This window comes from Pigmentiphaga humi (assembly GCF_900606115.1).
Taxonomy (GTDB): Bacteria; Pseudomonadota; Gammaproteobacteria; order Burkholderiales; family Burkholderiaceae_B; genus Pigmentiphaga; species Pigmentiphaga humi.
This window is the reverse complement of record NZ_UWPJ01000009.1, coordinates 40636-64816: the sequence shown is the minus strand read 5'-3', so window position 1 is coordinate 64816 and position 24181 is coordinate 40636. Positions and strand designations below refer to the sequence as shown.

The 24181-nt window shown below is 66.7% G+C and carries 24 protein-coding genes; 22 read left to right on the top strand and 2 right to left on the bottom strand.

What is annotated here, in order from left to right; genetic code table 11:
• Positions 1-15: 15 nt before the first annotated feature.
• The 13 genes from serC (at position 16) to cysM (ending at position 13163) form a co-directional block, all read left to right on the top strand.
• On the top strand, positions 16-1146 hold the full coding sequence (gene serC / locus PIGHUM_RS05410; RefSeq protein WP_124078371.1) for a 3-phosphoserine/phosphohydroxythreonine transaminase: 1131 nt from the start codon (positions 16-18) through the stop codon (positions 1144-1146).
• The gene (gene pheA, locus PIGHUM_RS05405) at positions 1139-2221 is read left to right on the top strand and encodes a prephenate dehydratase (protein ID WP_124078370.1); all 1083 of its coding nucleotides are present in this window, start codon (positions 1139-1141) and stop codon (positions 2219-2221) included. Before serC ends, pheA begins: the two co-directional genes overlap by 8 nt.
• Before the next feature lie 14 nt (positions 2222-2235).
• The gene (locus PIGHUM_RS05400) at positions 2236-3153 is read left to right on the top strand and encodes a prephenate dehydrogenase (protein ID WP_124078369.1); all 918 of its coding nucleotides are present in this window, start codon (positions 2236-2238) and stop codon (positions 3151-3153) included.
• A gap of 5 nt (positions 3154-3158) precedes the next feature.
• Complete coding sequence (gene aroA / locus PIGHUM_RS05395) at positions 3159-4487, top strand: 3-phosphoshikimate 1-carboxyvinyltransferase (protein WP_124078368.1); 1329 nt, start codon at positions 3159-3161, stop codon at positions 4485-4487.
• 23 nt (positions 4488-4510) lie between these two features.
• Positions 4511-5200, top strand: coding sequence for a (d)CMP kinase (gene cmk, locus PIGHUM_RS05390; protein ID WP_246012928.1), 690 nt, complete (start codon positions 4511-4513; stop codon positions 5198-5200).
• Between the two features lie 137 nt (positions 5201-5337).
• Positions 5338-7044 carry a 30S ribosomal protein S1 gene (gene rpsA, locus PIGHUM_RS05385; RefSeq protein ID WP_124078366.1) on the top strand — a complete coding sequence of 569 codons (1707 nt, stop codon included), beginning with the start codon at positions 5338-5340 and terminating at the stop codon, positions 7042-7044.
• 183 nt (positions 7045-7227) lie between these two features.
• Positions 7228-7530: an integration host factor subunit beta gene (locus PIGHUM_RS05380; protein WP_124078422.1), complete on the top strand. Its 303-nt coding sequence runs from the start codon at positions 7228-7230 to the stop codon at positions 7528-7530.
• 213 nt (positions 7531-7743) lie between these two features.
• Positions 7744-8061 carry a LapA family protein gene (locus PIGHUM_RS05375; RefSeq protein WP_124078365.1) on the top strand — a complete coding sequence of 106 codons (318 nt, stop codon included), beginning with the start codon at positions 7744-7746 and terminating at the stop codon, positions 8059-8061.
• A 9-nt stretch (positions 8062-8070) separates the two neighbouring features.
• Complete coding sequence (lapB, locus tag PIGHUM_RS05370; protein ID WP_124078364.1) at positions 8071-9339, top strand: lipopolysaccharide assembly protein LapB; 1269 nt, start codon at positions 8071-8073, stop codon at positions 9337-9339.
• A gap of 254 nt (positions 9340-9593) precedes the next feature.
• On the top strand, positions 9594-10556 hold the full coding sequence (gene rfaE1, locus PIGHUM_RS05365) for a D-glycero-beta-D-manno-heptose-7-phosphate kinase (RefSeq protein WP_281279054.1): 963 nt from the start codon (positions 9594-9596) through the stop codon (positions 10554-10556).
• Between the two features lie 152 nt (positions 10557-10708).
• Entirely contained in the window at positions 10709-11698 is a 990-nt protein-coding gene (rfaD, locus tag PIGHUM_RS05360) for an ADP-glyceromanno-heptose 6-epimerase (protein ID WP_124078363.1), read from the top strand.
• 133 nt (positions 11699-11831) lie between these two features.
• Positions 11832-12227 (top strand): ComEA family DNA-binding protein, encoded by a 396-nt coding sequence (locus PIGHUM_RS05355; RefSeq protein ID WP_246012925.1) that lies wholly within the window; start codon positions 11832-11834, stop codon positions 12225-12227.
• Positions 12228-12257: 30 nt separating this feature from the next.
• Entirely contained in the window at positions 12258-13163 is a 906-nt protein-coding gene (cysM, locus tag PIGHUM_RS05350) for a cysteine synthase CysM (protein ID WP_124078420.1), read from the top strand.
• Positions 13164-13307: 144 nt separating this feature from the next.
• Here the strand turns inward: cysM and mltB are convergent, their stop codons facing one another.
• A complete protein-coding gene (gene mltB / locus PIGHUM_RS05345) occupies positions 13308-14468 on the bottom strand; it encodes a lytic murein transglycosylase B (protein ID WP_425466676.1) in 1161 nt (386 codons plus the stop codon).
• 130 nt (positions 14469-14598) lie between these two features.
• On the opposite strand from mltB, the gene PIGHUM_RS05340 reads away from it, so the two are divergent.
• From PIGHUM_RS05340 to PIGHUM_RS05325, 4 genes are all read left to right on the top strand, one after another.
• Positions 14599-15519 carry a histone deacetylase family protein gene (locus PIGHUM_RS05340; protein WP_124078360.1) on the top strand — a complete coding sequence of 307 codons (921 nt, stop codon included), beginning with the start codon at positions 14599-14601 and terminating at the stop codon, positions 15517-15519.
• Between the two features lie 98 nt (positions 15520-15617).
• The gene (locus tag PIGHUM_RS05335; RefSeq protein ID WP_124078359.1) at positions 15618-16367 is read left to right on the top strand and encodes an electron transfer flavoprotein subunit beta/FixA family protein; all 750 of its coding nucleotides are present in this window, start codon (positions 15618-15620) and stop codon (positions 16365-16367) included.
• Positions 16368-16369: 2 nt separating this feature from the next.
• The gene (locus PIGHUM_RS05330) at positions 16370-17299 is read left to right on the top strand and encodes an electron transfer flavoprotein subunit alpha/FixB family protein (RefSeq protein ID WP_124078358.1); all 930 of its coding nucleotides are present in this window, start codon (positions 16370-16372) and stop codon (positions 17297-17299) included.
• A 58-nt stretch (positions 17300-17357) separates the two neighbouring features.
• On the top strand, positions 17358-19154 hold the full coding sequence (locus tag PIGHUM_RS05325) for an acyl-CoA dehydrogenase (protein ID WP_124078357.1): 1797 nt from the start codon (positions 17358-17360) through the stop codon (positions 19152-19154).
• 45 nt (positions 19155-19199) lie between these two features.
• Here PIGHUM_RS05325 and PIGHUM_RS05320 read toward each other — a convergent pair whose 3' ends face one another.
• Entirely contained in the window at positions 19200-19802 is a 603-nt protein-coding gene (locus tag PIGHUM_RS05320; protein ID WP_124078356.1) for an RBBP9/YdeN family alpha/beta hydrolase, read from the bottom strand.
• 250 nt (positions 19803-20052) lie between these two features.
• Here PIGHUM_RS05320 and PIGHUM_RS05315 point away from each other — a divergent pair, with 250 nt between their 5' ends.
• The 5 genes from PIGHUM_RS05315 to cysW all read left to right on the top strand — a co-directional run bounded on the left by PIGHUM_RS05315 (position 20053) and on the right by cysW (position 24167).
• On the top strand, positions 20053-20697 hold the full coding sequence (locus PIGHUM_RS05315) for a peroxiredoxin (RefSeq protein ID WP_124078355.1): 645 nt from the start codon (positions 20053-20055) through the stop codon (positions 20695-20697).
• A gap of 103 nt (positions 20698-20800) precedes the next feature.
• Entirely contained in the window at positions 20801-21208 is a 408-nt protein-coding gene (locus tag PIGHUM_RS05310; RefSeq protein WP_124078354.1) for a DoxX family protein, read from the top strand.
• A gap of 192 nt (positions 21209-21400) precedes the next feature.
• Positions 21401-22375 (top strand): sulfate ABC transporter substrate-binding protein, encoded by a 975-nt coding sequence (locus PIGHUM_RS05305; protein WP_246012935.1) that lies wholly within the window; start codon positions 21401-21403, stop codon positions 22373-22375.
• Between the two features lie 11 nt (positions 22376-22386).
• The gene (cysT, locus tag PIGHUM_RS05300) at positions 22387-23277 is read left to right on the top strand and encodes a sulfate ABC transporter permease subunit CysT (protein WP_124078352.1); all 891 of its coding nucleotides are present in this window, start codon (positions 22387-22389) and stop codon (positions 23275-23277) included.
• Positions 23274-24167 carry a sulfate ABC transporter permease subunit CysW gene (cysW, locus tag PIGHUM_RS05295; RefSeq protein ID WP_124078351.1) on the top strand — a complete coding sequence of 298 codons (894 nt, stop codon included), beginning with the start codon at positions 23274-23276 and terminating at the stop codon, positions 24165-24167. Before cysT ends, cysW begins: the two co-directional genes overlap by 4 nt.
• The last annotated feature ends 14 nt before the right edge of the window (positions 24168-24181 follow it).

Genomic DNA, 24181 nt, shown 5'->3' with positions numbered 1-24181 from the left:
TCTATGGTGGCAACGATGAAGCGACCCCACAACTTTTCCGCCGGTCCGGCGGTGCTGCCTGAAGCCGTGCTGCGGCAGGCGGCCGCCGAAATGCTCGACTGGCACGGCTGCGGCATGTCCGTGATGGAAATGAGCCATCGCGGCAAGCAGTTCGAACAGATCTGCGACGAGGCCGAGGCCGACCTGCGCGAATTGCTCTCGGTGCCTGACGACTATGCCGTGCTGTTCCTGCAAGGCGGCGGGCTGGGCGAGAACGCGATCGCGCCGATGAATCTGATCGGACTGCGCGAGGCCCATGCCGCCGACTACGTGCTGAGCGGCTCCTGGTCGGTCAAGTCCAGCAAGGAAGCCAAGCGCTACGGCGACGTGGCCGTGGCGGCAAGCGCCGAGCAGGCCATGGACATCGACGGCAAGCAGCAGGGCGCGTGGACCTACATGCCCGACCCCGCCGCCTGGAAGGTCCGCCCGCAGGCCAGCTACGTCCACCTGTGCAGCAACGAGACCATAGGCGGCGTCGAGTTCACGGACTGGCCCGACCTGGCCGCGCTGGGCGCGCCCGAGACCGTGCTGACGGTCGACGCCTCCTCCCACATCCTGTCGCGTCCGATGGACGTGCGCCGCGCCGGCCTGATCTACGCGGGCGCGCAGAAAAACATCGGGCCGGCCGGGCTGACCATCGCCATCGTGCGCCGCAGCCTGCTCGGCAAGGCGCTGCCGATCTGCCCGTCGGCGTTCGACTACGGCATCGTCGCGGAAAACGATTCGCGCTTCAACACGCCGCCGACCTACGCGATCTACATCGCCGGCCTGGTATTCAAATGGCTCAAGCAGCAGGGCGGCGTCGCGGCGATGGAAACCGCCAACGTCGCCAAGGCCGCGCTGCTCTACGACTACATCGATTCGACCGGTTTCTATCGCAATCCCGTCCATCGTCCGGTGCGCTCGCGCATGAACGTGCCGTTCATCCTGCGCGACGATGCGCTCAACGCCGAGTTCCTCAAGCAGGCCGAGCAGGCGCGGCTGTTGCAGCTGAAGGGCCACAAGAGCGTGGGCGGCATGCGCGCCTCCATCTACAACGCCATGCCCATCGAAGGCGTGCGCGCCCTGGTCGATTTCATGAAGGAATTCGAGCGTAGCCATGGCTGACGAACTGCAGAAGAAACTGACGCCGCTGCGCGAGCGCATCGACGCCATCGATGCGCAGTTGCTGGAACTGTTGTCCGAGCGCGCGCGCACCGCGCAGGCCGTGGGCGCGGCCAAAGAGGACCATGCCGGCGTCGTGCTGCGCCCCGAGCGCGAAGCCCAGGTCATTCGCCGCCTGCAGGAGCTGAACGGCGGTCCGCTGCCGGCGTCCGCCCTGGCGGCCATCTGGGGCGAAATCATGTCGGCCTGCCGCGGTCTCGAGCAGCGTCCGCGCGTGGCCTACCTGGGGCCGCAGGGCACGTATTCGGAGCAGGCCGTGCTGGCGCATTTCGGCCATGCCGTGGATGCCGACTCGTGCGGGACCATCGACGAGGTGTTCCGCTCGGTCGAGACGCGCCGCGCCGATTTCGGCATTGTGCCGCTGGAAAATTCCAACGAAGGCGCGGTCAATCGCACGCTGGACCTGCTGCTGACCTCGTCGGCCAAGGTCATCGGCGAACGCTCCGTGCCCGTGGTGCAATGCCTGATGACCCGCAGCGGCACGCTGGACGGCGTGACCATCGTCCGGTCCCATCCGCAGTCGCTGGCGCAGTGCCAGGGCTGGCTGTCCGACCATCATCCGGGCCTGGCGCGCGCATCGGCCGCCAGCAATGCCGAGGCCGCCCGCCTGGCCGCCGAGGACCCCACGGTCGCGGCCATTGCAGGCGAGCAGGCGGCACAGCGCTGGGGGCTGAAGATCGTGGCCGCCGGCATCCAGGACGATCCGCACAACCGGACCCGCTTCTTCGCCATCGGCCATATCGACAATGCGCCCTCGGGCCGCGACAAGACCAGCCTGATCCTGGCAGTGCCCAATGAAGCCGGCGCGGTCTACCGCATGCTGGCGCCGCTGGCCGAGAACGGCGTGTCCATGACGCGCCTGGAATCCCGTCCCGCCCGCACCGGCCAATGGGAGTATTACTTCTACGTGGATATCGAAGGACACTGGCAGGACCCCGCGGTGGCCGCGGCGCTGGCCGCGCTCAAGGCGCGCGTGGCGTTCATCAAGGTGCTCGGGTCCTACCCGGTAACCTCTTGAGCGGGGCGCGGGGCATGTCTTCTCCAGAGGCGGCGTCCGGCGGCGGGCCGCTGATTCCCGCGCTTGCGGTGGTCGGCGTCGGGCTGATCGGCGGCTCTTTCGCCGCGGCGCTGCGCCAAGCCGGCGCGGTCGGCGAGGTGCTCGGGGTGGGGCGCCGGGCGGGTTCGCTCGAGCAGGCCCGCCGATTGGGCCTGGTGGACCGTATCGCGACGCTCGAAGAGGCGGCGCGCGCCGACCTGGTCCTGGTGGCCGTGCCCGTAGGGGCGACCGAGCCGACGCTGTGCGCGCTGGCGCCGCATCTGGGGCCGCATACCATCGTTACCGATGCCGGCAGCACGAAGTCGGACGTCGTCGCTGCTGCGCGCCGGGCGCTGGGCGATCGGGTCGGGCAATTCGTGCCCGGCCATCCCATCGCCGGCAGCGAGCAGAGCGGCCCGGCCGCGGCATTCGCCGAGCTGTACCGCCAGCGTACCGTCATCCTGACGCCGCTGGCGGAGAATCCCGCCGCTTCGGTCGAACTCGTCCGGCAGGCATGGCAGGCTTGCGGCGCCCTCGTTCGCGATATGTCCGCCGCCGAGCACGACACCGTGCTGGCGTCGGTCAGCCACGTGCCGCATCTGCTGGCCTTCGCGTTCATGGGCCAGGTGCTCTCCACCCCCGATGCGGCTCTGAGGATGGATCTGGCCGGCAGCGGCTTTCGCGATTTCACCCGCATTGCCGGCGGTTCGCCGGAAATGTGGCGCGACATCTTCCTGGCCAACCGGGAGGCGATGCTGGCCGAGACGGCGGCGATCCGTCAGGAACTGGAGCGCCTCGAACAGACCATGCGCGAGGGCGACGGGTCGGCGCTGCGCGAGCGGCTGGCCGCCATCTCCGCCGCGCGGCGCTGCTGGCGCGCCGAACAACCGGAATCTTCCGGCACGACGGAATGAATGCAATGAGCAACGCCCATCCTTATCCTCCGCATCTGGACCTGGCCCGGGTCCGGTCCGCCCACGGCACGGTCGCGCTGCCGGGATCCAAGAGCATCTCGAACCGCGTCCTGCTGTTGTCTGCGCTGGCCGAGGGAACGACCCGGCTGAGCGGGCTGCTCGATTCGGACGACACCCGCGTCATGCTGGCCGCCTTGCGCGCATTGGGCATCGAGGTCGAGCAAGGCGCGCGTCCGGACGAAGTGCTCGTGACGGGGGCGCAGCGTTTTCCGCAGCAGCGGGCCGACTTGTTCATGGGCAATGCCGGCACCGCCATCCGCCCCTTGACCGCCGCGCTGGCGATGATGGGCGGCCAGTACGTGCTGAGCGGCGTGCCGCGCATGCACGAGCGGCCCATCGGCGACCTCGTGGATGCCTTGCGAATGCTGGGCGCCCGGGTCGATTACCAGGGCAGGGAGGGCTATCCGCCCTTGGCCGTCGGTTGCGGACGGCCCGATCTGTCGCGCCCGGTGTGCGTCAAGGGCTCGGTCTCCAGCCAGTTCCTGACCGCGCTGCTGCTGGCCGCGCCGCTGGCGGTGCAGGCCACGGGGCAGGATTTCGCCATCGAGGTCGAAGGCGAGCTCATCTCCAAGCCCTATGTGGAGATGACGCTGAACCTGATGCGCCGTTACGGCGTGAGCGTCGCCCGCGAGGGCTGGAGCCGCTTCGTCGTGCCTGCCGGCGCGCGCTACCGCTCGCCGGGGCACATGCTGGTCGAAGGAGATGCCTCGTCGGCATCGTATTTCCTCGCGCTGGGGGCCATAGGCGGCGGGCCGGTGCGAGTTACCGGGGTGGGCCGCGACAGCATTCAGGGCGACGTGGCGTTTGCCGAGACGCTGCGGACCATGGGCGCCGAGGTGGAAATGGGGCCGGACTGGATCGAGACGCGCGGCGTGCAAGTCGCCGAAGGCGCGCGCTTGAAGGCCTTCGATGCCGATTTCAACCTGATTCCCGACGCGGCCATGACGGCGGCGGTGCTGGCGCTGTATGCCGACGGCCCGTGCCGGCTGCGCAACATCGCCAGCTGGCGGGTCAAGGAAACCGATCGCATCCACGCGATGCAGACCGAACTGGCCAAGCTGGGCGCAACGGTCGAGGCGACGCCGGACAGCCTGTCCATCACGCCGCCCGCCGCCTGGCGGGCGGCCGAGATCGGTACCTGGGACGACCACCGCATGGCCATGTGTTTCTCGCTGGCGGCCTTCGGCCCGGCGGCGGTGCGCATTCTCGATCCCGGCTGCGTGAGCAAGACTTTTCCGACGTATTTCGACGTCTATGGCGGGCTGGTGGCTTGAATCTCGATGGGATGGATGTGAATATGGCCGAACGGATACCGATGATCGCCATCGACGGCCCTACGGCCTCGGGCAAGGGAACGGTCGCTTCCCGGGTGGCCGGGCAATTGGGCTGGCATTTGCTGGATAGCGGGGCGCTGTACCGCCTGACGGCGCTGGCCTGCCTGGAACAGGGTATTGCGGCCGACGACGTCGGACGGGCGGCTGCCGCGGCCCAGGCGCTGGACGTTCGATTCGGCGATGGAACGGTAGCGATGTCGGGGCGCGACGTAAGCGCCGACATCCGGCGCGAGGACGTCGGCAGCCTGGCCTCGCAGGTGGCCACGCTGGCGCCGGTGCGGGCCGCGCTGCTGGAGCGTCAGCGCGCATTCCGCGCGGCGCCGGGCTTGGTGGCCGACGGCCGCGACATGGGGACGGTTGTTTTTCCGGATGCCGACCTCAAGATATTCCTGGTGGCCAGCGCCGAGGCGCGTGCCCAGCGACGCTATAAACAGTTGATCGAAAAGGGTTTTTCGGCTAACCTCTTAACCCTTTTGCGCGATCTGGAGGCGCGGGATGCCCGCGATACCCAGAGAGCTTTGGCGCCGCTGGCCGCCGCGCACGACGCCCTGGTGCTCGATTCCTCCCACCTCACGATAGACGAGACGGTGGCCCAGGTCATGGCCTGGTGGCACGAACGGTGGCACCAGCGCGCAGCCAGCCGCGGCGCCTAGCCGCGAGTCCAGCAGTAGAGCAGCATCCCAAGTTTAGGTCCTCAGCAATGAGGTTGTGCAACTCCACCGATTGGTGCGGTGTCAGGCCGAATGTCTCGGCCGCCCCCATGAAGTGCGTAACCCGGTAACACTCAACAATGTCTTCGGTTTCCCAAGCCCCTGCCGGCGAAGAAAGCTTTGCCGCCCTGTTCGAAGAAAGCATCAAGCGCCAGGAAATGAAATCTGGCGAAGTCATCACCGCCGAGGTGGTGCGCATCGACCATAACTTCGTCGTGGTCAATGCCGGTCTGAAGTCCGAGGCCCTGATCCCCCTCGAGGAGTTCCTCGACGACAAGGGCGAGCTGGAAGTTTCCGAAGGCGATTTCGTCTCGGTGGCCATCGACGCGCTGGAAAACGGCTACGGCGACACCGTGCTGTCGCGCGACCGCGCCAAGCGCCTGGCCGCCTGGCTGCAGCTGGAGAAGGCGCTGGAATCCGGCGACCTGGTTACCGGCACCATCACCGGCAAGGTCAAGGGCGGCCTGACCGTCATGACCAACGCGATCCGCGCCTTCCTGCCGGGTTCGCTGGTCGACCTGCGTCCCGTCAAGGACACCACCCCGTACGAAGGCAAGACCCTCGAATTCAAGGTCATCAAGCTCGATCGCAAGCGCAACAACGTCGTGCTGTCGCGCCGCGCCGTGCTCGAGGCCAACATGGGCGAAGAGCGCCAGAAGCTGCTCGAGACGCTGCACGAAGGTGCCATCGTCAATGGCGTGGTCAAGAACATCACCGACTACGGTGCGTTCGTCGACCTCGGCGGCATCGACGGCCTGCTGCACATCACCGACCTGGCATGGCGCCGTGTGCGTCACCCCTCGGAAGTCCTGTCCGTCGGCCAGGAAATCCAGGCCAAGGTCCTCAAGTTCGACCAGGAAAAGAACCGCGTCTCGCTGGGCGTCAAGCAACTGGGCGAAGATCCGTGGGTCGGCCTGGCTCGCCGCTATCCGCAGGGCACCCGCCTGTTCGGCAAGGTCACCAACCTGACCGACTACGGCGCGTTCGTGGAAGTCGAAGCCGGCATCGAAGGCCTGGTGCACGTGTCCGAAATGGACTGGACCAACAAGAACGTCGATCCCAAGAAGGTCGTCACCCTGGGCGACGAAGTGGAAGTCATGGTCCTGGAGATCGACGAAGACCGTCGCCGCATCTCGCTGGGCATGAAGCAGTGCCGCCCGAACCCGTGGGAAGAGTTCTCGATCAACCACAAGCGGGGCGACAAGGTCCGCGGCGCCATCAAGTCGATCACCGACTTCGGCGTGTTCGTCGGCCTGCCTGGCGGCATCGACGGCCTGGTGCACCTGTCCGACCTGTCCTGGAGCGAATCCGGCGAAGAAGCCGTGCGCAACTTCAAGAAGGGCGACGAGGTCGAGGCCGTGGTGCTGGGCATCGATACCGACAAGGAACGCATCTCGCTGGGCATCAAGCAGCTGGAAGGCGATCCCTTCAACAACTTCGTGGCCACCCATGACAAGGGCGCCGTCGTCCAGGGCACCGTGAAGTCGGTCGAAGCCAAGGGCGCCGTCGTGACCCTGTCGGTCGACGTCGAAGGCTACCTGCGCGCTTCCGAGATCTCCTCGGGCCGCGTGGAAGACGCCACCACGGTGCTGAAGGCCGGCGACAACATCGACGCCATGATCCTGAACATCGACCGCAAGACGCGTTCGATCCAGCTCTCGATCAAGGCCAAGGACAGCGCCGAGACGGCTGATGCCATCCAGCGCATGTCCGATGCCAGCGCTTCGTCGGGTACGACGAACCTGGGCGCCCTGCTGAAGGCCAAGCTCGACCAGCAAAGCAATTAATTAAGTCCCCCCCTACGCGCTTCGCGCGCCCCCCAGGGGGCGGCACTGGCGGACCGGCAGGGAAACCCACCCCTACGCCCTTCGGGCGCCCCTCAAGGGGCGGCACCGGCGGACCGGCAAAGCCGGATCCGCGGTGCCCTGGGGGTGGGGTCAGGAAGCTCGCATGAGGTCCTTATGAACTCCATGACGAAATCCGAGTTGATCGCCCGATTGGCCACGCGGTATCCGCAGTTGGTGGCCAAGGATGCCGATTACGCCGTGAAGACCATCCTCGATGCGATGGCTCAGTCTCTTTCGGAGGGGCAGCGCATCGAGATTCGTGGTTTCGGCAGTTTTTCGCTGTCCAAGCGGCCGCCGCGCATCGGGCGCAATCCCAAGTCCGGCGAAAAGGTGCTGGTGCCTGAGAAACGGGTGCCGCATTTCAAGGCGGGCAAGGAATTGCGGGAACGGGTGGATGCTCCTGCGGAAGTTTCCGCCGGGAGTTGAAGCTCTAGGCAATCGGATTGCCGGCAAAGGACAACCCCGACAGCTTTTGGGCTGCCGGGGTTGTTTTTTTGGAGGAGCCATGGCCATTGCTACCCAGGGCACCGCGGATCCGGCTTTGCCGGTCCGCCAGTGCCGCCCCTCGAGGGGCGCCCGAAGGGCGTAGGGGGTGGGCTACAATCCCAATCCTGATAACCCACCAGGGAGTTCCCTGCCATGCGATATCTCGTCTGGGCGCTGAGGCTGGTCGTATTCGTCGTGGTTCTGCTGTTCGCACTCAAGAATACCGATCGGGTGACCGTGTATTTCTTCGCCGATCATCTGATCAGCGAGGTCCCGCTGATCGTCGTGATGCTGGCCAGCTTCGTGGTGGGAACGGTATTCGGCCTGTTGTTGACCGTGCCGAGCGTGATGCGCCGCCGCCGCGAGATCGCGGCGTTGCGGCGGGAAGTGGAGCAGGCCAGGGCGGGATCGGCGTCGGCCGCGGATGCTCCACCATCGCCGGATGTGGTGCTTCCCATGGCCCCTATGTAAGGCGCATACGTGGATTTCGAACCTTGGTGGCTGATTGCCGTCCCGGTGCTGTTCGGCCTGGGGTGGGTGGCTGCGCGCGTGGATATCCGGCAAATGCTGTCGGAGCATCGCAATCTGCCCGATTCGTATTTTCGCGGTCTGAATTTCCTGCTGAACGAGCAGCACGACCGGGCCATCGATGCGTTTATCGAGGTGGCCAAGCTCGACCCTGAAACCATCGAATTGCATTTCGCGCTGGGCAGCTTGTTTCGCCGGCGCGGCGAGATCGAGCGCGCGATTCGCGTGCACCAGAATCTGTTGCAGCGTGCGGATCTGCCGTCTGAGCAGCGCGAGCAGGCGTTGCATGAGCTGGCGCAGGATTATCTGCGTGCGGGGATGCTGGATCGGGCGGAGTCGGCCTTCGATCAATTGAAGGGCACGCGTTTCGCGCCGGATGCCTTGCGCGCTTTGATTCGCATCCATGAGACGGAGCGCGATTGGCCGAATGCCATCATGGCGGTGCAGGCGCTGCAGGGCCTGATCGACGAACCCGTGCCGCAGGCGGTGCATTTCCATTGCGAAGAAGCGGCCGCCGCGCTGGCGGCGAGCAATCTGGAGGCGGCCCATGCGGCGCTGGATGCGGCGACGCACGCATCCGTGCAGGCGCAGCAGGGCAGCGATGCAGTGCCGCATGTCCGGATTGCGATGATGCGGGCCGATCTCGCCAAGCGCGAGGGCGACCTGCGCGCCGAGCGCCTGCATCTGGAGTCGGTGCTGAGCGGGCATCCCGATTATGCGGGCCTGGTGGCCGATCGGATCCTGGCCAACTACGAGGCGCGAGGCACGCCCGATGAGGGGCTGGCGCAGTTGGAGGCCCACTATGCGCGTCATCCCTCGCTGGATTTGTTCAATGCCATTTTCCAGGCCCTGCGGCGCCTGCGAGGTCTGACGCAGGCCTGGAATTTCGCGCGCTCGGCGTTGCAGCGCAATCCGTCGCTGCTGGGGCTTGATCGCCTGCTGGAGGCGCAAATCGCCAAGAACCAGGCCCCGGAGGCCGCGACCGAGCGACAGGCTGCCGCCAACGTGGTGGCCTTGAACAATCCGCAGGCGGAAGCGCCGTCTTCCTGGACGCCGGCGGACGACGCGGTCTTGATGCGCAGCCTGATACACAAGCACACGCAGCGCCTGGACCGCTATGCCTGCCGGGCCTGCGGCTTCAAGGCCAAGCGGTTTCATTGGCAGTGCCCGGGCTGCAATGCCTGGGAGACTTATGCGCCCCGGCGGCTTGAAGAGGTGTAGGAGCTCCCCCTACGCGCTTACGCGCGCCCTCCGGGGGGCGGCACTGGCGGACCGGAAGGGGAAGTCCACCCCTACGCCCTGCGGGCGCCCCTCAAGGGGCTCTACTTACGGACCGGCAAAGCCGGATCCGCTGTGCCCTGGGTCTAAAACCTCCGGGCGATTTATGAAGGTGGCGGGTTTGGGCTGGTTCGTTTTTTCCGATTGAAGAGTAGGGTGCTTGGGTTGATGTCACGAAGCGACAGGGGAGTGCGTGGATGAGCGCGATGCCGGGTACGGCGTTTCCGTCGGATGCGCAGCGCGCGGCGGCGCGGGTATTGGTGGTGGGGGATGTGATGCTGGACCGCTATTGGTTCGGCGACGTGCATCGCATTTCTCCGGAGGCGCCGGTGCCGGTGGTGCATGTGTCGCGCAGCGAGGACAGGCTGGGCGGAGCGGCCAACGTGGCGCGCAACGCGGCTGTGCTGGGCGCGCACGTCACGCTGGTGGGGCTGGTGGGCGAGGACGATTCGGGCCGGGCGATCGCGCGGCTGTGCGAGGAAGGCGGTGTGCATGCCGACCTGGTGGTCGATACGGTCTTGCCGACGACGCTCAAGCTGCGGGTGATGGGACGCCAGCAGCAGTTGCTGCGGGTCGATTTCGAGCAGCGCCCGCCGGCCGGCGTGCTGTCGAACCTGGCGGCGCGTGTGGCGGTGCATCTTGCCGATCACGACGTGGTGGTGCTGTCGGACTATGCCAAGGGCGTGCTCGACCAGGTCCCGGAGTTGATCGCGCTGGCGAAGGCGCGCGGCTGCGTGATCCTGGTCGATCCCAAGGGCGACGACTACAGCCGTTATCGCGGCGCTACGCTTGTGACGCCGAACCAGGCAGAGATGCGCGAGGCCGTGGGCCGCTGGCGCGACGAGGAGCAACTGGCCGAGCGCGCGCAGCACCTTCGGCAGGCGCTCGACCTGGAGGCGCTGCTGGTGACGCGCTCCGAACTGGGGATGACGCTGTATACGGCCGAGGGCCGCGACCATGTGGAGGCGCAGGCGCGCGAGGTGTTCGACGTTTCGGGCGCGGGCGATACGGTCATTGCCACGCTGGCCGTGATGCGCGCAGCCGGACTGGACCTGCACACGGCCATGCGCTGGGCCAACCTGGCGGGCGGCATTGTGGTGGGCAAGCTGGGAACGTCGATCATTACACCTGAAGAATTGGATCCCCCCCCTACGCGCTGACGCGCGCCCCCCCAGGGGGGCGAGGCGCGTGGACCGGCAAAGCCGGATCCACCGCCTCCTGGATAAAACCCGGGGTTTCGATGCAGTGCTGGTTTTGGGCTGGGCGAAGCGGGGGCATGTGGTGCGCAATGGATAAACCGGAAGGAAGAGCCATGATTATCGTTACGGGAGCTGCGGGCTTTATCGGCAGCAATCTGGTCAAGGGTTTGAATGCTCGCGGCGAGCGGGACATTATTGCGGTGGACGATTTGCTGGAGGGCGACAAGTTCGTGAATCTGGCGGATTGCCAGATCGCGGACTACCTGGACAAGGACGATTTCCGCAAGCGGGTGGCGGAGGGATCGTTGCCCAAGGTCGATGCCATCCTGCACCAGGGCGCTTGCTCGGATACGACCGAGCGCAACGGCAAGTACATGATGGACAACAACTACCGCGTCACGCTGGAGTTGTTCGAATATGCCCAGCGCGAGTGCGTGCCTTTTCTGTATGCCTCGTCGGCCGCGGTGTATGGCGCGGGTCCGGTCTATGCCGAGGACCTGAAGAACGAAAAGCCGCTGAACGTCTACGGCTATTCCAAGTTCTTGTTCGACCAGGTGCTGCGCAGCCGGCTCGATACGCTGACCGCGCCGGTGATCGGGCTGCGTTATTTCAACGTCTATGGCCCGCGCGAGCAGCACAAGGGGCGCATGGCGTCGGTCGCCTTCCACAACATGAACCAGTTCCTCAAGGAAGGCCACGTGCGGCTGTTCGGCGGTTGGGACGGCTATGGCGACGGGCAGCAGCAGCGCGATTTCATTTCGGTGAAGGACGTGGTCGCGGTGAACCTGCATTTCCTGGACCGCCCCGTGTCGGGCGTGTTCAATTGCGGCACCGGCCGCGCCCAGCCGTTCAATGACGTGGCCGCGGCGGTGGTCAATACCTTGCGTCAGGAGCGCGGCGAAGCGCCGCTATCGCTGGCCGAACTGGCGGCGCAGGGACTGATCCGCTACGTGGAGTTTCCCGAAGACCTGAAGGGACGATACCAGAGCTATACGCAGGCCGATGCCGCGCAGTTGCGCGCCGCGGGTTTCACGGCGCCGCTGCGCGATGTGCAGACCGGCGTGTCGGAGTACATCCGCGAACTGCGGGGCATGGCGGGCTGAAGCGGCTGGTCGGGCATACGCGTTTCCCCGCTTGGATGCCGCCATGCCGGCGGCAGGCGCGGCGGCGGCTCCCGGCGCAATCTGGAGGCGCGGCGGATTTGCCGTTTACCCATTGCGCTTACGGAGCTCGACCATGAACCCGTTTCTCGATCCCACCCGGGCCGAACCCCATCCCCAGCCATTCCGGTTGCGCGGCGTGCGCCGCCGTGCCGGCCGGCTTGCGATGGCGGCCGGCCTGGGCCTGGGCATGATTGCCCAGGCCCAGGCCGTCGATGTGAACAGCGCCAGCCAGGCGCAGCTCGAATCGCTGCGCGGCATCGGTCCCAAGACCGCCGCCGGCATCGTCCAGGCGCGTACGCGCGGCGGCCCTTTTCTTTCTTTCGACGACTTGTCCGAGCGGGTGCGCGGGCTGGGCGCCAAGCGCCTGCAGGGCTTGCGCGCGGCCGGGCTGACGCTGGGGGGGCAGGCTCGCGAGGCGCCGCCGGTGATGGTGAATATGCCTCCCAAGGGTAAGGGTAAAGGGGGGTAGAGGCAGGCAGGCTGGATTATCATGGCGGGCATGAAAAGCTATCCCACCATCGAACAGACCATCGGCAATACGCCGCTGGTGCGCCTTCAACGAATCCCCGGCGCGCATAACGATGCGCGCGGCAACGTGATCCTGGCCAAGCTGGAAGGCAGCAACCCGGCCGGCTCGGTCAAGGACCGTCCCGCCCTGTCCATGATCGCGCGGGCCGAGGCCCGCGGCGACATCAAGCCGGGCGATACGCTGATCGAGGCCACCAGCGGCAACACGGGCATCGCGCTTGCGCTGGTCGCAGCCATCCGCGGCTACCGAATGGTTCTGATCATGCCCGACAACCTGTCGCTGGAGCGGCGCGCGGCGATGTCGGCCTATGGCGCCGAACTGATCCTGACGCCCGCCGGCCAGGGCGGCATGGAGTACGCCCGCGACCTCGCCCTGCAGATGCAGGCCGAGGGCAAGGGCAAGGTGCTCGACCAGTTTTCCAATCCCGACAATCCGCTGGCGCACGTCGAAACCACCGGCCCCGAAATCTGGCGCGACACCGACGAGCAGATCACGCACTTCGTCAGCGCAATGGGCACGACCGGCACCATCATCGGCGTATCGCGCTATCTCAAGAGCAAGAACCCGGCGGTCCAGGTGGTCGGCGCGCAGCCGGAGGAAGGCTCGCAGATTCCCGGCATACGCAAGTGGCCGGAAGCCTACCTGCCCGCGATCTTCGACGCCTCGCTGGTCGATCGCACCGAGAACGTCTCGCAGGCCGATGCCGAGACCATGGCGCGCCGACTCGCCGCCGAGGAAGGCATCTTCGCCGGCATCTCGTCGGCCGGGGCGCTGGTGGCGGCCTTGCGCGTGGCCGAGACAGTCAGCAACGCCACCATCGTCTTCATCGTCTGCGACCGAGGCGACCGCTACCTCTCGACCGGCGTGTTCAACTGATCGGTGCGTTTCGCGTGCGTAGTCGCTCCATGCGGATAGGATGAGAAGCACGCTAGCACGACGAACCGAGACAACGTTGCCGACCCAGGAAACCGCGGATCCGGCTTCGCCGGTCCGCTGGTTTCGCCCCCTGGGGGGCGCGCGTCAGCGCGTACGGGGGGGCCTACTCTTTTCGAGTTCGACCGCCAGGTCGGTGACTGCCGTGGCGTAGAAATAGCTGCGGTTGTATTCGGTCAGCGCGAAGAAGTTGGGCGCGGCCACACGGTATTCGGTCGTGCCGGTCGCGCCGTCGTACAGGTCGATTACCGCCAGCGGCCAGGACATCCAGGTATCCGCCATGCCGGGCACCGCGGGCGGCCGCGCGCCCGCCTCCCGCAACTGCTGCCAGTTCAGCGTGGGCTTGAGTCCGCCGTCCACCAGGGCGGCCGGATCGCCGGGCAGGCGCACCGGCAGGAATACCGGCTGTCCGGCTTGCCAGCCGTGCCGGACCAGGAAATTGGCGACCGAGAAAATGGCGTCTTCGGGGCTGCCGAGCAGATCCACGTGGCCGTCGCCATTGCCGTCCACCGCGTAGTTGCGCAGACTGCCGGGCATGAACTGCGGCAGGCCGATGGCGCCGGCATAGGAGCCTTTCACGGCCAGCGGGTCGGTGCCCGTTTCCTGGCACCAGATCAGGAATTGCGCGAGCTGGTCGCGGAAGAAGGGGCCGCGGTCGCTGCGCGCCTGGGCGGGATAGTCGAATGCCAGCGTGGCGAGCGCATCGATGATGCGGAAGTTGCCGGTCACACGCCCATAGAACGTTTCCACCCCGATCACGCTGACGATGACGGACGGCGGCACGCCATAGCGCTCATCCGCGCGCGCCAGCGTGGCGGCGTGGCGCTGCAGGAAATCCATGCCTTCCTTGATCCGTTTGCTTTCGACGAAGCGCGCGCGGTAGCGCGGCCAACTGCGCAGGGTGGGCGAGGCGGGCGGCAGCACCAGGCGCGCCACGGTTTCCGAATAGCGCGCCTGGCCGAGCCAGGCCGAGACTTGCGCGGACGCCAGGCCGTGCGCCGCCATCTCGGCGGCGAAGTCCTGCTTGGCGGCGGCACGCCGTTGCTCGGGGGATGCGGCTGCCGGGCCTGTGGCGGGCGCGGGCTGGGCGGTGGGAGCTGGCGGGGCAGGCGGTGAAGCGTCGGTTTCAGGCGGCGCGGCCGGCGCAACGGGGTGGGCGATGGGCGCAGGCTGGACAGGCGTAGTGGCGGCCGGCGATGGCGTCGAGGCGCAGCCCCAGGAGGCCAGCGCGCCGAGCGCGGCGGCCAGCGCCGCGGTGCGCAGCGGGGCCGAAGAGCGGTGTGGCGATTTCACGCGTAAGATTTCCCGGTGGCGAGATCGATAGCGAAATGCTGCCGGCTGTTCGGCCGCGATGCAAGTCGGGCGCATGATGGAGACCATGGCAATGCTTTATTACACGCATCCAGCGTGCAAGCTGCACGAGATGGGCGAGGGACATCCCGAGTGCCCTGCGCGCCTGGATGCGATCAATGACCGCCTGCTGTCGTCCGGAGTGGCCGACCTCCTGCTCGAGCGCGAGGCGCCGCGCGCGGCGCAGGAAGCGCTGCTGCGCGTCCACACGGTCGAATACCTGGAATCCTTGATGGAGCGCGCGCCGGCCGCCGGCTATGCCGAGCTGGACCCCGACACCGTGATGAACCCGCACACCTACGAAGCGGCGCTGCGCGCCGCCGGCGCGGCGATCGCGGCGGTGGATGCGGTGCTGGCGGGCGAGGGCGAGGCGGCTTTTTGCGCAGTGCGTCCGCCCGGCCATCATGCCTGCCCGGATCGGGCAATGGGATTCTGCTTTCTGAACAATGTGGCGATCGCTGCCCGCCATGCCATGGCCCACCATGGGCTCGAGCGCATCGCCGTGATCGATTTCGACGTGCATCACGGCAACGGCACAGAAGCCGCGCTGGCGGGCGATCCGCGCGTGCTGATGTGCGGCTTTTTCCAGCATCCTTTCTACCCGTTCAGCGGCGCCGACCCCTGGGCCGACAACATGCTCAATCAACCGCTGCCGGCCTATACCGAAGGCGCGGCGGTGCGCGAGCTGGTGACCTCCCGATGGCTGCCCCGCCTGGAGCGGTTCAAGCCGCAGCTGGTGCTGATCTCGGCCGGTTTCGATGCCCATCGCGAGGATGACCTGGGCCGCATGGGCCTGGTCGAGGCGGACTTCGCGTGGATGACCGAACAGCTCGGCGAGCTGGCCGGCCGCCATGGCGCGCGCATGGTGAGCTGCCTGGAGGGCGGATACAACCTGTCCGCGCTGGGGCGCAGCGTCACGGCCCATATCCGCGCCCTGGCCGGGATCTGAATTACCTATAATCGACCGGTTCCCTGTCTCGCATGCCGGTCGTCGCATGCTTGCTCTCATCCGGGCGCATAGCCGGTTTCCTTTACGAGGTCGCATAAATGAAGGTGTTGGTGCCAGTCAAGCGAGTGGTCGACTACAACGTCAAGGTTCGCGTGAAGTCGGACCAGACGGGGGTGGACATCGCCAATGTGAAGATGTCGATGAACCCGTTCGATGAAATCGCGGTCGAGGAAGCGACCCGCCTGAAGGAAAAAGGCGTGGCCTCGGAGGTCGTGGTGGTGTCGTGCGGCGTGGCGCAATGCCAGGAAACCCTGCGCACGGCCATGGCGATCGGCGCCGACCGCGCCATTCTGGCCGAGACGTCGGAAGAGCTGCAGCCGCTGGCGGTGGCCAAGCTGCTCAAGGCGCTGGTCGAGAAGGAACAGCCGCAACTGGTGATCCTGGGCAAGCAGGCGATCGACGACGACGCCAACCAGACCGGGCAGATGCTGGCGGCGCTGCTGGACTGGCCGCAGGCCACGTTCGCCAGCAAGGTCGAGGTGGCCGACGGCAAGGCGACGGTCACGCGCGAAGTGGACGGCGGGCTGGAAACGCTGTCGCTGGCGCTGCCGGCCATCGTCACGACCGACCTGCGCCTGAACGAGCCGCGCTACGTGACGCTGCCCAACATCATGAAGGCCAAGAAGAAGCCGCTGGAGACGGTCAAGCCCGAGGATCTCGGCGTGGACGTCAAGCCGCGGCTCAAGACCCTGAAAGTGAGCGAGCCGCCCGCGCGCAAGGCGGGCGTGAAGGTGGCCGACGTGGCTGCGCTGGTCGACAAACTCAAGAATGAAGCGAAGGTGGTGTGAAGATGGCGATCCTGGTCGTAGCAGAACATGACAATGCGCAGTTGCGCCCTGCCACGCTGAACACGGTGTCCGCGGCCCGGAAGCTGGGCGGCGAGGTGCACGTGCTGGTGGCCGGCTCGGGCGTGTCCGGCGCGGCCCAGGCGGCCGCCCAGGTCGCGGGTGTGTCCAAGGTGCTGGTTGCCGACGGCGCTGCGCTGGCAGAAGGGCTGGCCGAGAACGTGGCGGCGCAGGTGCTGGCCGCGGCATCCGCCTACAGCCACATTCTTTTCCCCGCGACCGCCTATGGCAAGAACATCGCGCCGCGCGTGGCTGCCAAGCTGGACGTCGCGCAGATCTCGGACATCATCGGCGTGGTATCGGCTGATACCTTCGATCGCCCCATCTACGCGGGCAACGCCATCGCCACGGTGCAGTCGGGCGATGCGGTCAAGGTGATCACCGTTCGTTCGACGGCCTTCGACGCGGCCGCGGCCAGCGGCGGTTCGGCCGCGGTCGAGGACGTGGCCGCGGTCTCCGATAGCGGCAAGTCGTCTTTCGTCGGCCGTGAAGTCGCCAAGAGCGACCGCCCCGAACTGACCGCCGCCAAGGCGGTGGTGTCGGGCGGGCGAGGCATGGGCAGCGCCGAGAACTTCAAGCTGCTCGAACCCCTGGCGGACAAGCTGGGCGCGGCCATGGGCGCTTCGCGCGCGGCGGTCGACGCGGGCTATGCGCCGAACGACTGGCAGGTCGGCCAGACCGGCAAGATCGTGGCGCCGCAACTGTACGTGGCGGTGGGGATCTCGGGCGCCATCCAGCACTTGGCGGGCATGAAGGATTCCAAGGTGATCGTGGCGATCAACAAGGACGCCGAGGCGCCGATCTTCGGCGTGGCCGATTACGGCCTGGTGGCGGACTTGTTCACGGCCGTGCCGGAGTTGACCCAGGCGCTGTAGCGCCTGCCCGGGCGCACGGCCGCATGATCGGCCGGCCTCCCGGCGACAGGAGGATGTGATGGCTTACAAGGTGCCCGTGCGCGAACTGCGCTTCGTGCTCGAGGAATTGGCCGGCATGCCGGCGCTGCGCGCCCTGCCGGGCGGCGAAGAGATCGGACCCGAAGTGGTCGAGGCCATCCTGGCCGAGAATGCGCGCCTGCTGGAGCAGGCGGTCGCCCCCTTGAACCGCGAGGGGGATACGCACCCGCCGGTCTGGCGGGACGGCCGGGTGCAAGCCTCGCCCGGCTTCCGCCAGGCGCTCCGGCTGTTCGCTGAGGCAGGTTGGCAAGGCCTGCCGCATCCCGTCGAACTCGGCGGGCAGGGCTTGCCCAAGCTCATGGCCACGCCGTGCATGGAGAGCCTGAACAGCGCCTGCCTGGCTTTCTCGCTATGCCCGCTGCTGACCGACGGCGCCATCGAAGTCCTGCTCACGGCCGGTTCGGCCGAGCAGCAGCAGCGCTTCATTCCTCCCATGATCGCCGGTACCTGGACGGGTACCATGAACCTCACCGAGCCGCAGGCCGGATCCGATCTGTCGCTGGTGCGCACGCGCGCCGAGCCGCAGCCGGACGGCAGCTACCGGCTGTTCGGGCAGAAGATCTTCATCACCTACGGCGAGCACGATATGGCGGAAAATATCGTGCACCTCGTGCTCGCCCGCCTGCCGGACGCGCCCGAGGGCATCAAGGGACTGTCGCTGTTCGTGGTGCCCAAGTTCCTGGTAAACGAGGACGGCACCCTGGGCGCGCGCAACGACGTATGGTGCGCATCGCTGGAACACAAGCTGGGGATCAAGGCCAGTCCGACCGCCGTGCTGATCTACGGCGACGGCAAGGGCGAGGCGGGGCCGGGCGCCGTCGGCCAATTGGTGGGGCAGCCGAATCGCGGCCTCGAGATCATGTTCATCATGATGAACGCGGCGCGCTTCGCCGTCGGCCTGCAAGGCATCGCGCTGGCCGAGCGGGCCTACCGGCAGGCGGCGGATTTCGCCAGGGAACGCATCCAGAGCCGCGCGGTGGAGGGTTCGCCCGGGCCCGTCGCGATCATCCACCACCCGGACGTGCGCCGCATGCTGATGACCATGCGCGCGCTGACGGAGGCGTCGCGCGCCGTCGCCTACGTCGCGGCCGGCGCGCACGATTTCGCGCGGCGCCATCCCGATGCCGACATGCGGGCGCGCAACCAGGCCTTCTATGAATACATGGTGCCGATCGTCAAAGGCTTCTCGACCGAGATCGCGGTGGAGGTCGCCTCGCTGGGGGTGCAGGTCCACGGCGGCATGGGGTTCATCGAGGAGACCGGCGCCGCCCAGCATTACCGCGATGCCCGCATCCTGCCGATCTACGAAGGCACGACCGCGATCCAGGCCAACGACCTGGTGGGCCGCAAGACCTTGCGCGACGGCGGCGCGCTGGTGGGTGCCATCGTCGCCCGCATGCGCGGCACGCTGGCCGAACTCGAGGCGGACGCGGAACTGGCGGCGCTGCGCGCGCAGTTGGCCCAGGCCATCGACGACTACGAGGCCGTCGTGCATTTCATCGTGCAGCACGCGGGCCGGCAAGTACGCGAAGTCTTCGCCGGCAGCGTGCCCTACCTGATGCTGGCCGGCCTGGTCCACGGCGGCTGGCAGATGGCGCGCGCGGCGCTCGTATGCCGGACCCATATCGGCAAGGGCATCGTGGACGATTTCTACCCCGCCAAGCTGGCCACGGCGCAATTCTATTGCGCCCATCTGCTGCCGCGCGCGCATGCGCTGCGGCTGGAGATCCTGCAAGGCGGCGCCAGCGCGCTGTCCTTGCCCGCCGAAGCGTTCTGAGCGCGCTGCCGCGCATGCGCCGGCCGTGGGCCTGCGCCGGCGGGGTCAGGCCGCCGGGCGGGCCGAACCGGGCAGCGGCGGCGTGCGGCAGGGCGTTACCGGTACGCGCCAGTACGCGCGCCGGCGCAGCGCGGCCAGCATCTTGAGTCCTTCCGGCCAGGCGCCATAGCCGGAGTCGGCGTTGATATGGCCTGCGTTCGCCAGGATTTCCAGGCGGCTTCCCCAGGCCTGGGCGAATCCGCTGGCACGCTCCAGCCGGCAGTACGGATCGTCGGTGCTGGCGACTACGACGCTCGGGAACGGCAGCGTTTGCATCGGGATGGGACAGAACGCGCGCAATGGTGCCGGTGCGCCGTCGCGCTCGACGTCGGCCGGCGCTACCAGCAGCGCGCCTGCCACTTTCTCGCTGATGCGCGAGGGCAGGTGGCAGATGGTGATGCAGCCCAGGCTGTGCGCGATCAGCAGGGGCGGGCGGGGCGCCGCATCGATGGCGGCGGACAGCGCCGCGACCCACTCGTGCGGAGTCGGAATATTCCAGTCGTGCTGCTGCACGCGCTGGGCGCGTGGCAATTCGGATTCCCACAGGCTTTGCCAGTGGCCGGGGCCGGAATTGTTCCAGCCGGGGATGATCAAAGGTTGTAGCCGCATGGCGGCATGATGGCGGCGTACCCCGGGGCGGGGAACGAATTTTTTCCTGTTTGCTCATTACTCGAATTTGGGTGGAAGCGCCTATTGCAGCCTGGCAGCGCATGAGGGGCCGGCAACGATGCTTATGTCCGGAAATAAGCAAAATAGATTCTCTAATATCTATATGGAATAATGATATAGGGAAACATTCGTTCTCGGCAGGCCGCCGGAGCATCACAATCCATCGATAGCTTCCACTCAGGAGACCGACATGGCAACGCTGCGCTTGGGCGACACCGCGCCCGATTTCGAACAGGATTCCTCCAAGGGCGTCATCCGCTTCCACGAATACCTCGGCGATAGCTGGGGCGTGCTGTTCTCCCATCCGGCCGATTTCACGCCCGTCTGCACGACCGAGCTGGGCTATACCTCCAAGCTGGCCCAGGAGTTCGCCAAGCGCAACGTCAAGGTCCTGGCGCTGTCGGTGGATCCGGTGGATTCGCACCAGAGCTGGATCGGCGACATCAACGAGACCCAGGGCTGCGTGGTCGACTTCCCCATCCTGGCCGACGCCGACCGCAAGGTTGCCACGCTCTACGACATGATCCATCCGAACGCCAGCGCCACGGCCACCGTTCGCTCGGTCTTCGTCATCGATCCGGCCAAGAAGGTGCGTCTGACGATCACCTATCCCGCCAGCACGGGCCGCAATTTCGACGAGATCCTGCGCGTCATCGATTCGCTGCAGCTGACCGACAACTACAGCGTGGCTACGCCGGTGAACTGGAAGGACGGCGACGACGTGATCATCGTGCCGGCGCTGCAGGATCCCGACGTGCTCAAGGAAAAATTCCCCAAGGGCTACACGGCCGTGCGTCCCTACCTGCGCACCACGCCGCAGCCGAACAAGCCCTGATCCTGTCGGCCGCTCTACGGGGCTCCGGCGCGAAGCATCGCGCCGGAGCCCTTGTGCATATGCTGTAATGCGAGCCTTTCCTGTTGATTCGAAGGGCTCTCCAATGCTCCAGACCGCCGACGATCTAGGCAAACTCCTCCTGCGCATCGCCGTCGGTGTGCTGATGCTGATGCACGGCATTCCGAAGGTCGTGGGCGGCATCGGTTTCGTGAAGAACCTGCTCGCCAGCCACGACCTGCCCACGTGGCTCGGCTATTTCGTCTACGCCGGCGAGGTCGTGGCGCCCATCCTGCTGCTAGTGGGCTTCTATACGCGTGCCGCCGGACTGGTGGTGGCCGTCAACATGGTGGTCGCCATTGCGCTGGCCCATGGCGGACAGATTTTTTCCGTCACCAAGAACGGCGCCTGGTCGCTCGAGTTGCAGGGCTTGTTCCTGGTGGGCGGCTTGGTGATCGCGCTGATCGGCGCAGGACGCTTCAGCGCCGGCGGCAAGGCCGGTACGCTGAACTAGCGCTTCATGCGTTGTACCGATCTAGGCGTGCGGGTTTATACCGGCGTGGAATAAGCAACCTTCCAAGAAGTCGTTCCCAAGCGGTGCGGTGCTGGCTGATGATTCAGTCCTTGCAACGTACCGATCTGGAGTTCGACGATGGTGAAATTTCTGGGAAGCGCATTGAGCGCCGTCACGCTGGCCGTGGCCTCGATGGCCGTCGCGCTGCCTGTTTCCGCGCAGACCAAGCAGACCTTGCTGAATGTCTCCTACGATCCGACGCGCGAGCTGTACAAGGATCTGGACAAGGCCTTCATCGCCGAATACAAGAAAAAGACGGGCACCGAACTGACCATCCGCCAGTCGCATGGCGGCTCGGGCAGCCAGGCGCGCGCCGTGATCGACGGGCTCGAGGCCGACGTCGTCACGCTGGCGCTGGCCTACGACATCGACGCCCTGCATGAGCGCGGCAAGCTGCTGCCGGTCGATTGGCAAAAGCGCCTGCCGCAGAACAGTTCTCCCTATACCTCGACCATCGTATTCCTGGTCCGCAAGGGCAATCCCAAGGGGATCAAGGATTGGGGCGATCTCATCAAGCCCGGCGTGTCCGTCATCACGCCCAATCCCAAGACCTCCGGCGGCGCGCGCTGGAACTACCTGGCCGCCTGGGCCTACGCCCTGCAACAGCCGGGCGGCAATGAGGCGAAGGCGCGTGAGTTCATCGCCGAATTGTTCAAGCACGTGCCCGTGCTCGACAGCGGCGCGCGCGGCGCGACCACCACCTTCGCCGAGCGCGGCCAGGGCGACGTCCTGCTCGCCTGGGAAAACGAGGCCCTGCTCGCGTTGAAGGAACTCGGACCGGACCGTTTCGACGTCGTCGCTCCCTCGCTGTCCATCCTGTGCGAGCCTCCGGTGGCGGTGGTCGACAAGAACGTCGACAAGAAGGGCACCCGCCAGGCTGCGCAAGCCTATCTCGAATTCCTCTACACGCCGCAGGCGCAGGAAATCATCGCCAAGAACTATTACCGCCCGCGTGATCCGGCCATTGCCGCCAAGCATGCCTCGGCCTATCCCAAGGTCAATCTGATCACCATCGACGAGGTGTTCGGCGGCTGGCAGGCCGCGCAGAAAACCCATTTCGAGGACGGCGGCACCTTCGACCAGCTCTACCAGCCCGGCAAGCGTTGATCCGGCGGGCCATGGCGACTTCGACCACTCTTCCCGCAACACCGGATGTCCCGGCACGCCGGGCGCGGCGCGCCCGGCGTGCCGGCGTGCTGCCCGGTTTCGGCCTGAGCATGGGGTTCACGATCCTCTACATGAGCCTGATCGTGCTCATCCCGTTGTCCACGCTGCTGTTCAAGAGCGCCAGCGTCGGCTGGGACGCGTTCTGGGCCGCGGCCACCGCGCCGCGCGTGCTGGCCTCGTATCGCCTGACTTTCGGCGCGGCGCTGATCGCGGCGCTGGTCAACCTGGTGTTCGGGCTGATGGTAGCCTGGTCGCTGGTTCGCTATGAATTTCCCGGCAAGCGCATCGTCGATGCGCTGGTGGACCTGCCGTTCGCGTTGCCGACCGCGGTGGCGGGCATCGCGCTGACCTCGCTCTATGCCTCCAATGGGTGGATGGGGCGCTGGCTCGAGCCTCTCGGGCTGAAGGTCGCCTATACGCCGGTCGGCATCGTGGTGGCGCTGATTTTCATCGGATTGCCTTTCGTGGTGCGCACCGTGCAGCCTGTGCTCGAGGATGCCGAGCGGGAACTGGAAGAGGCCGCGGCCAGCCTGGGCGCCAGCCGCCTGCAGACGATCGCCAAGGTGCTGCTGCCGGGCATCCTGCCGGCGCTGCTGACCGGGTTCGCGCTGGCCTTCGCGCGTGGCGTGGGCGAGTACGGATCGGTGGTGTTCATCGCCGGCAACATGCCCATGGTGTCGGAAATCACACCGCTTCTGATCATCACCAAACTCGAGCAATACGACTACGCGGGCGCGGCGTCGATCGCGCTGGTCATGCTGTCGCTGGCGTTCGTCCTGCTGCTGGCCATCAACGCGCTGCAATGGTGGCAGGCGCGCCGCGGACTGGGAAGAGCATCATGAGCCAACGGCCCGCACATCTGAACGAACCTTCCTGGGTACGCGGCCTGATTCTGGCGGTATCGCTGGGTTTCCTGACGCTGTTCCTGCTGCTGCCCCTGGTGGCAGTGTTCGCCGAAGCGCTGAAGAAAGGATGGGAGCTGTATGCCGAAGCGCTGGTCGAGCCCGACGCCCTGGCGGCGATACGGCTCACGCTGCTGGTGGCCGCCATCGCCGTGCCGCTGAACCTGGTGCTGGGCGTGGCGGCGGCCTGGGCCATCACCCGGTTCGAGTTCCGCGGCAAGCAATTCCTGGTCACGCTCATCGACCTGCCGTTTTCGGTGTCGCCGGTGGTGGCGGGCCTGGTCTACGTGCTGCTGTTCGGCACCCATGGCTGGCTGGGCCCGGTGCTGCAGGAGTCCGGCTTCAAGATCGTCTATGCCGTGCCCGGCGTGGTGCTGGCCACCTTGTTCGTCACTTTTCCGTTCATCGCGCGCGAACTGATCCCGCTCATGCAGGCGCAGGGCAGCGAGGAGGAGCAGGCCGCATTGACGCTGGGCGCCACGGGTTGGCAAATGTTCTGGCGCGTGACGCTGCCCAACATAAAATGGGGGTTGCTGTACGGGGTCATCCTGTGCAATGCGCGCGCCATGGGCGAATTCGGCGCGGTATCGGTGGTGTCCGGGCACGTGCGCGGGCTGACCAACACGATCCCGCTGCACGTGGAGATCCTCTACAACGAATACGCCTACCAGGCTTCGTTCGCCGTTGCATCCGTGCTGGCATTGCTGGCACTGGTGACCCTGATCCTGAAGAGCGTGATCCAGTGGCGCGGCGCCAGGCTTGCCCACGAGCAACCGCTTCCTTCCGAATTTCCAGGTGCCGCGCCGCTGCGCATGCAGGCGGCCGGCTGACTGCCCAGGGATGA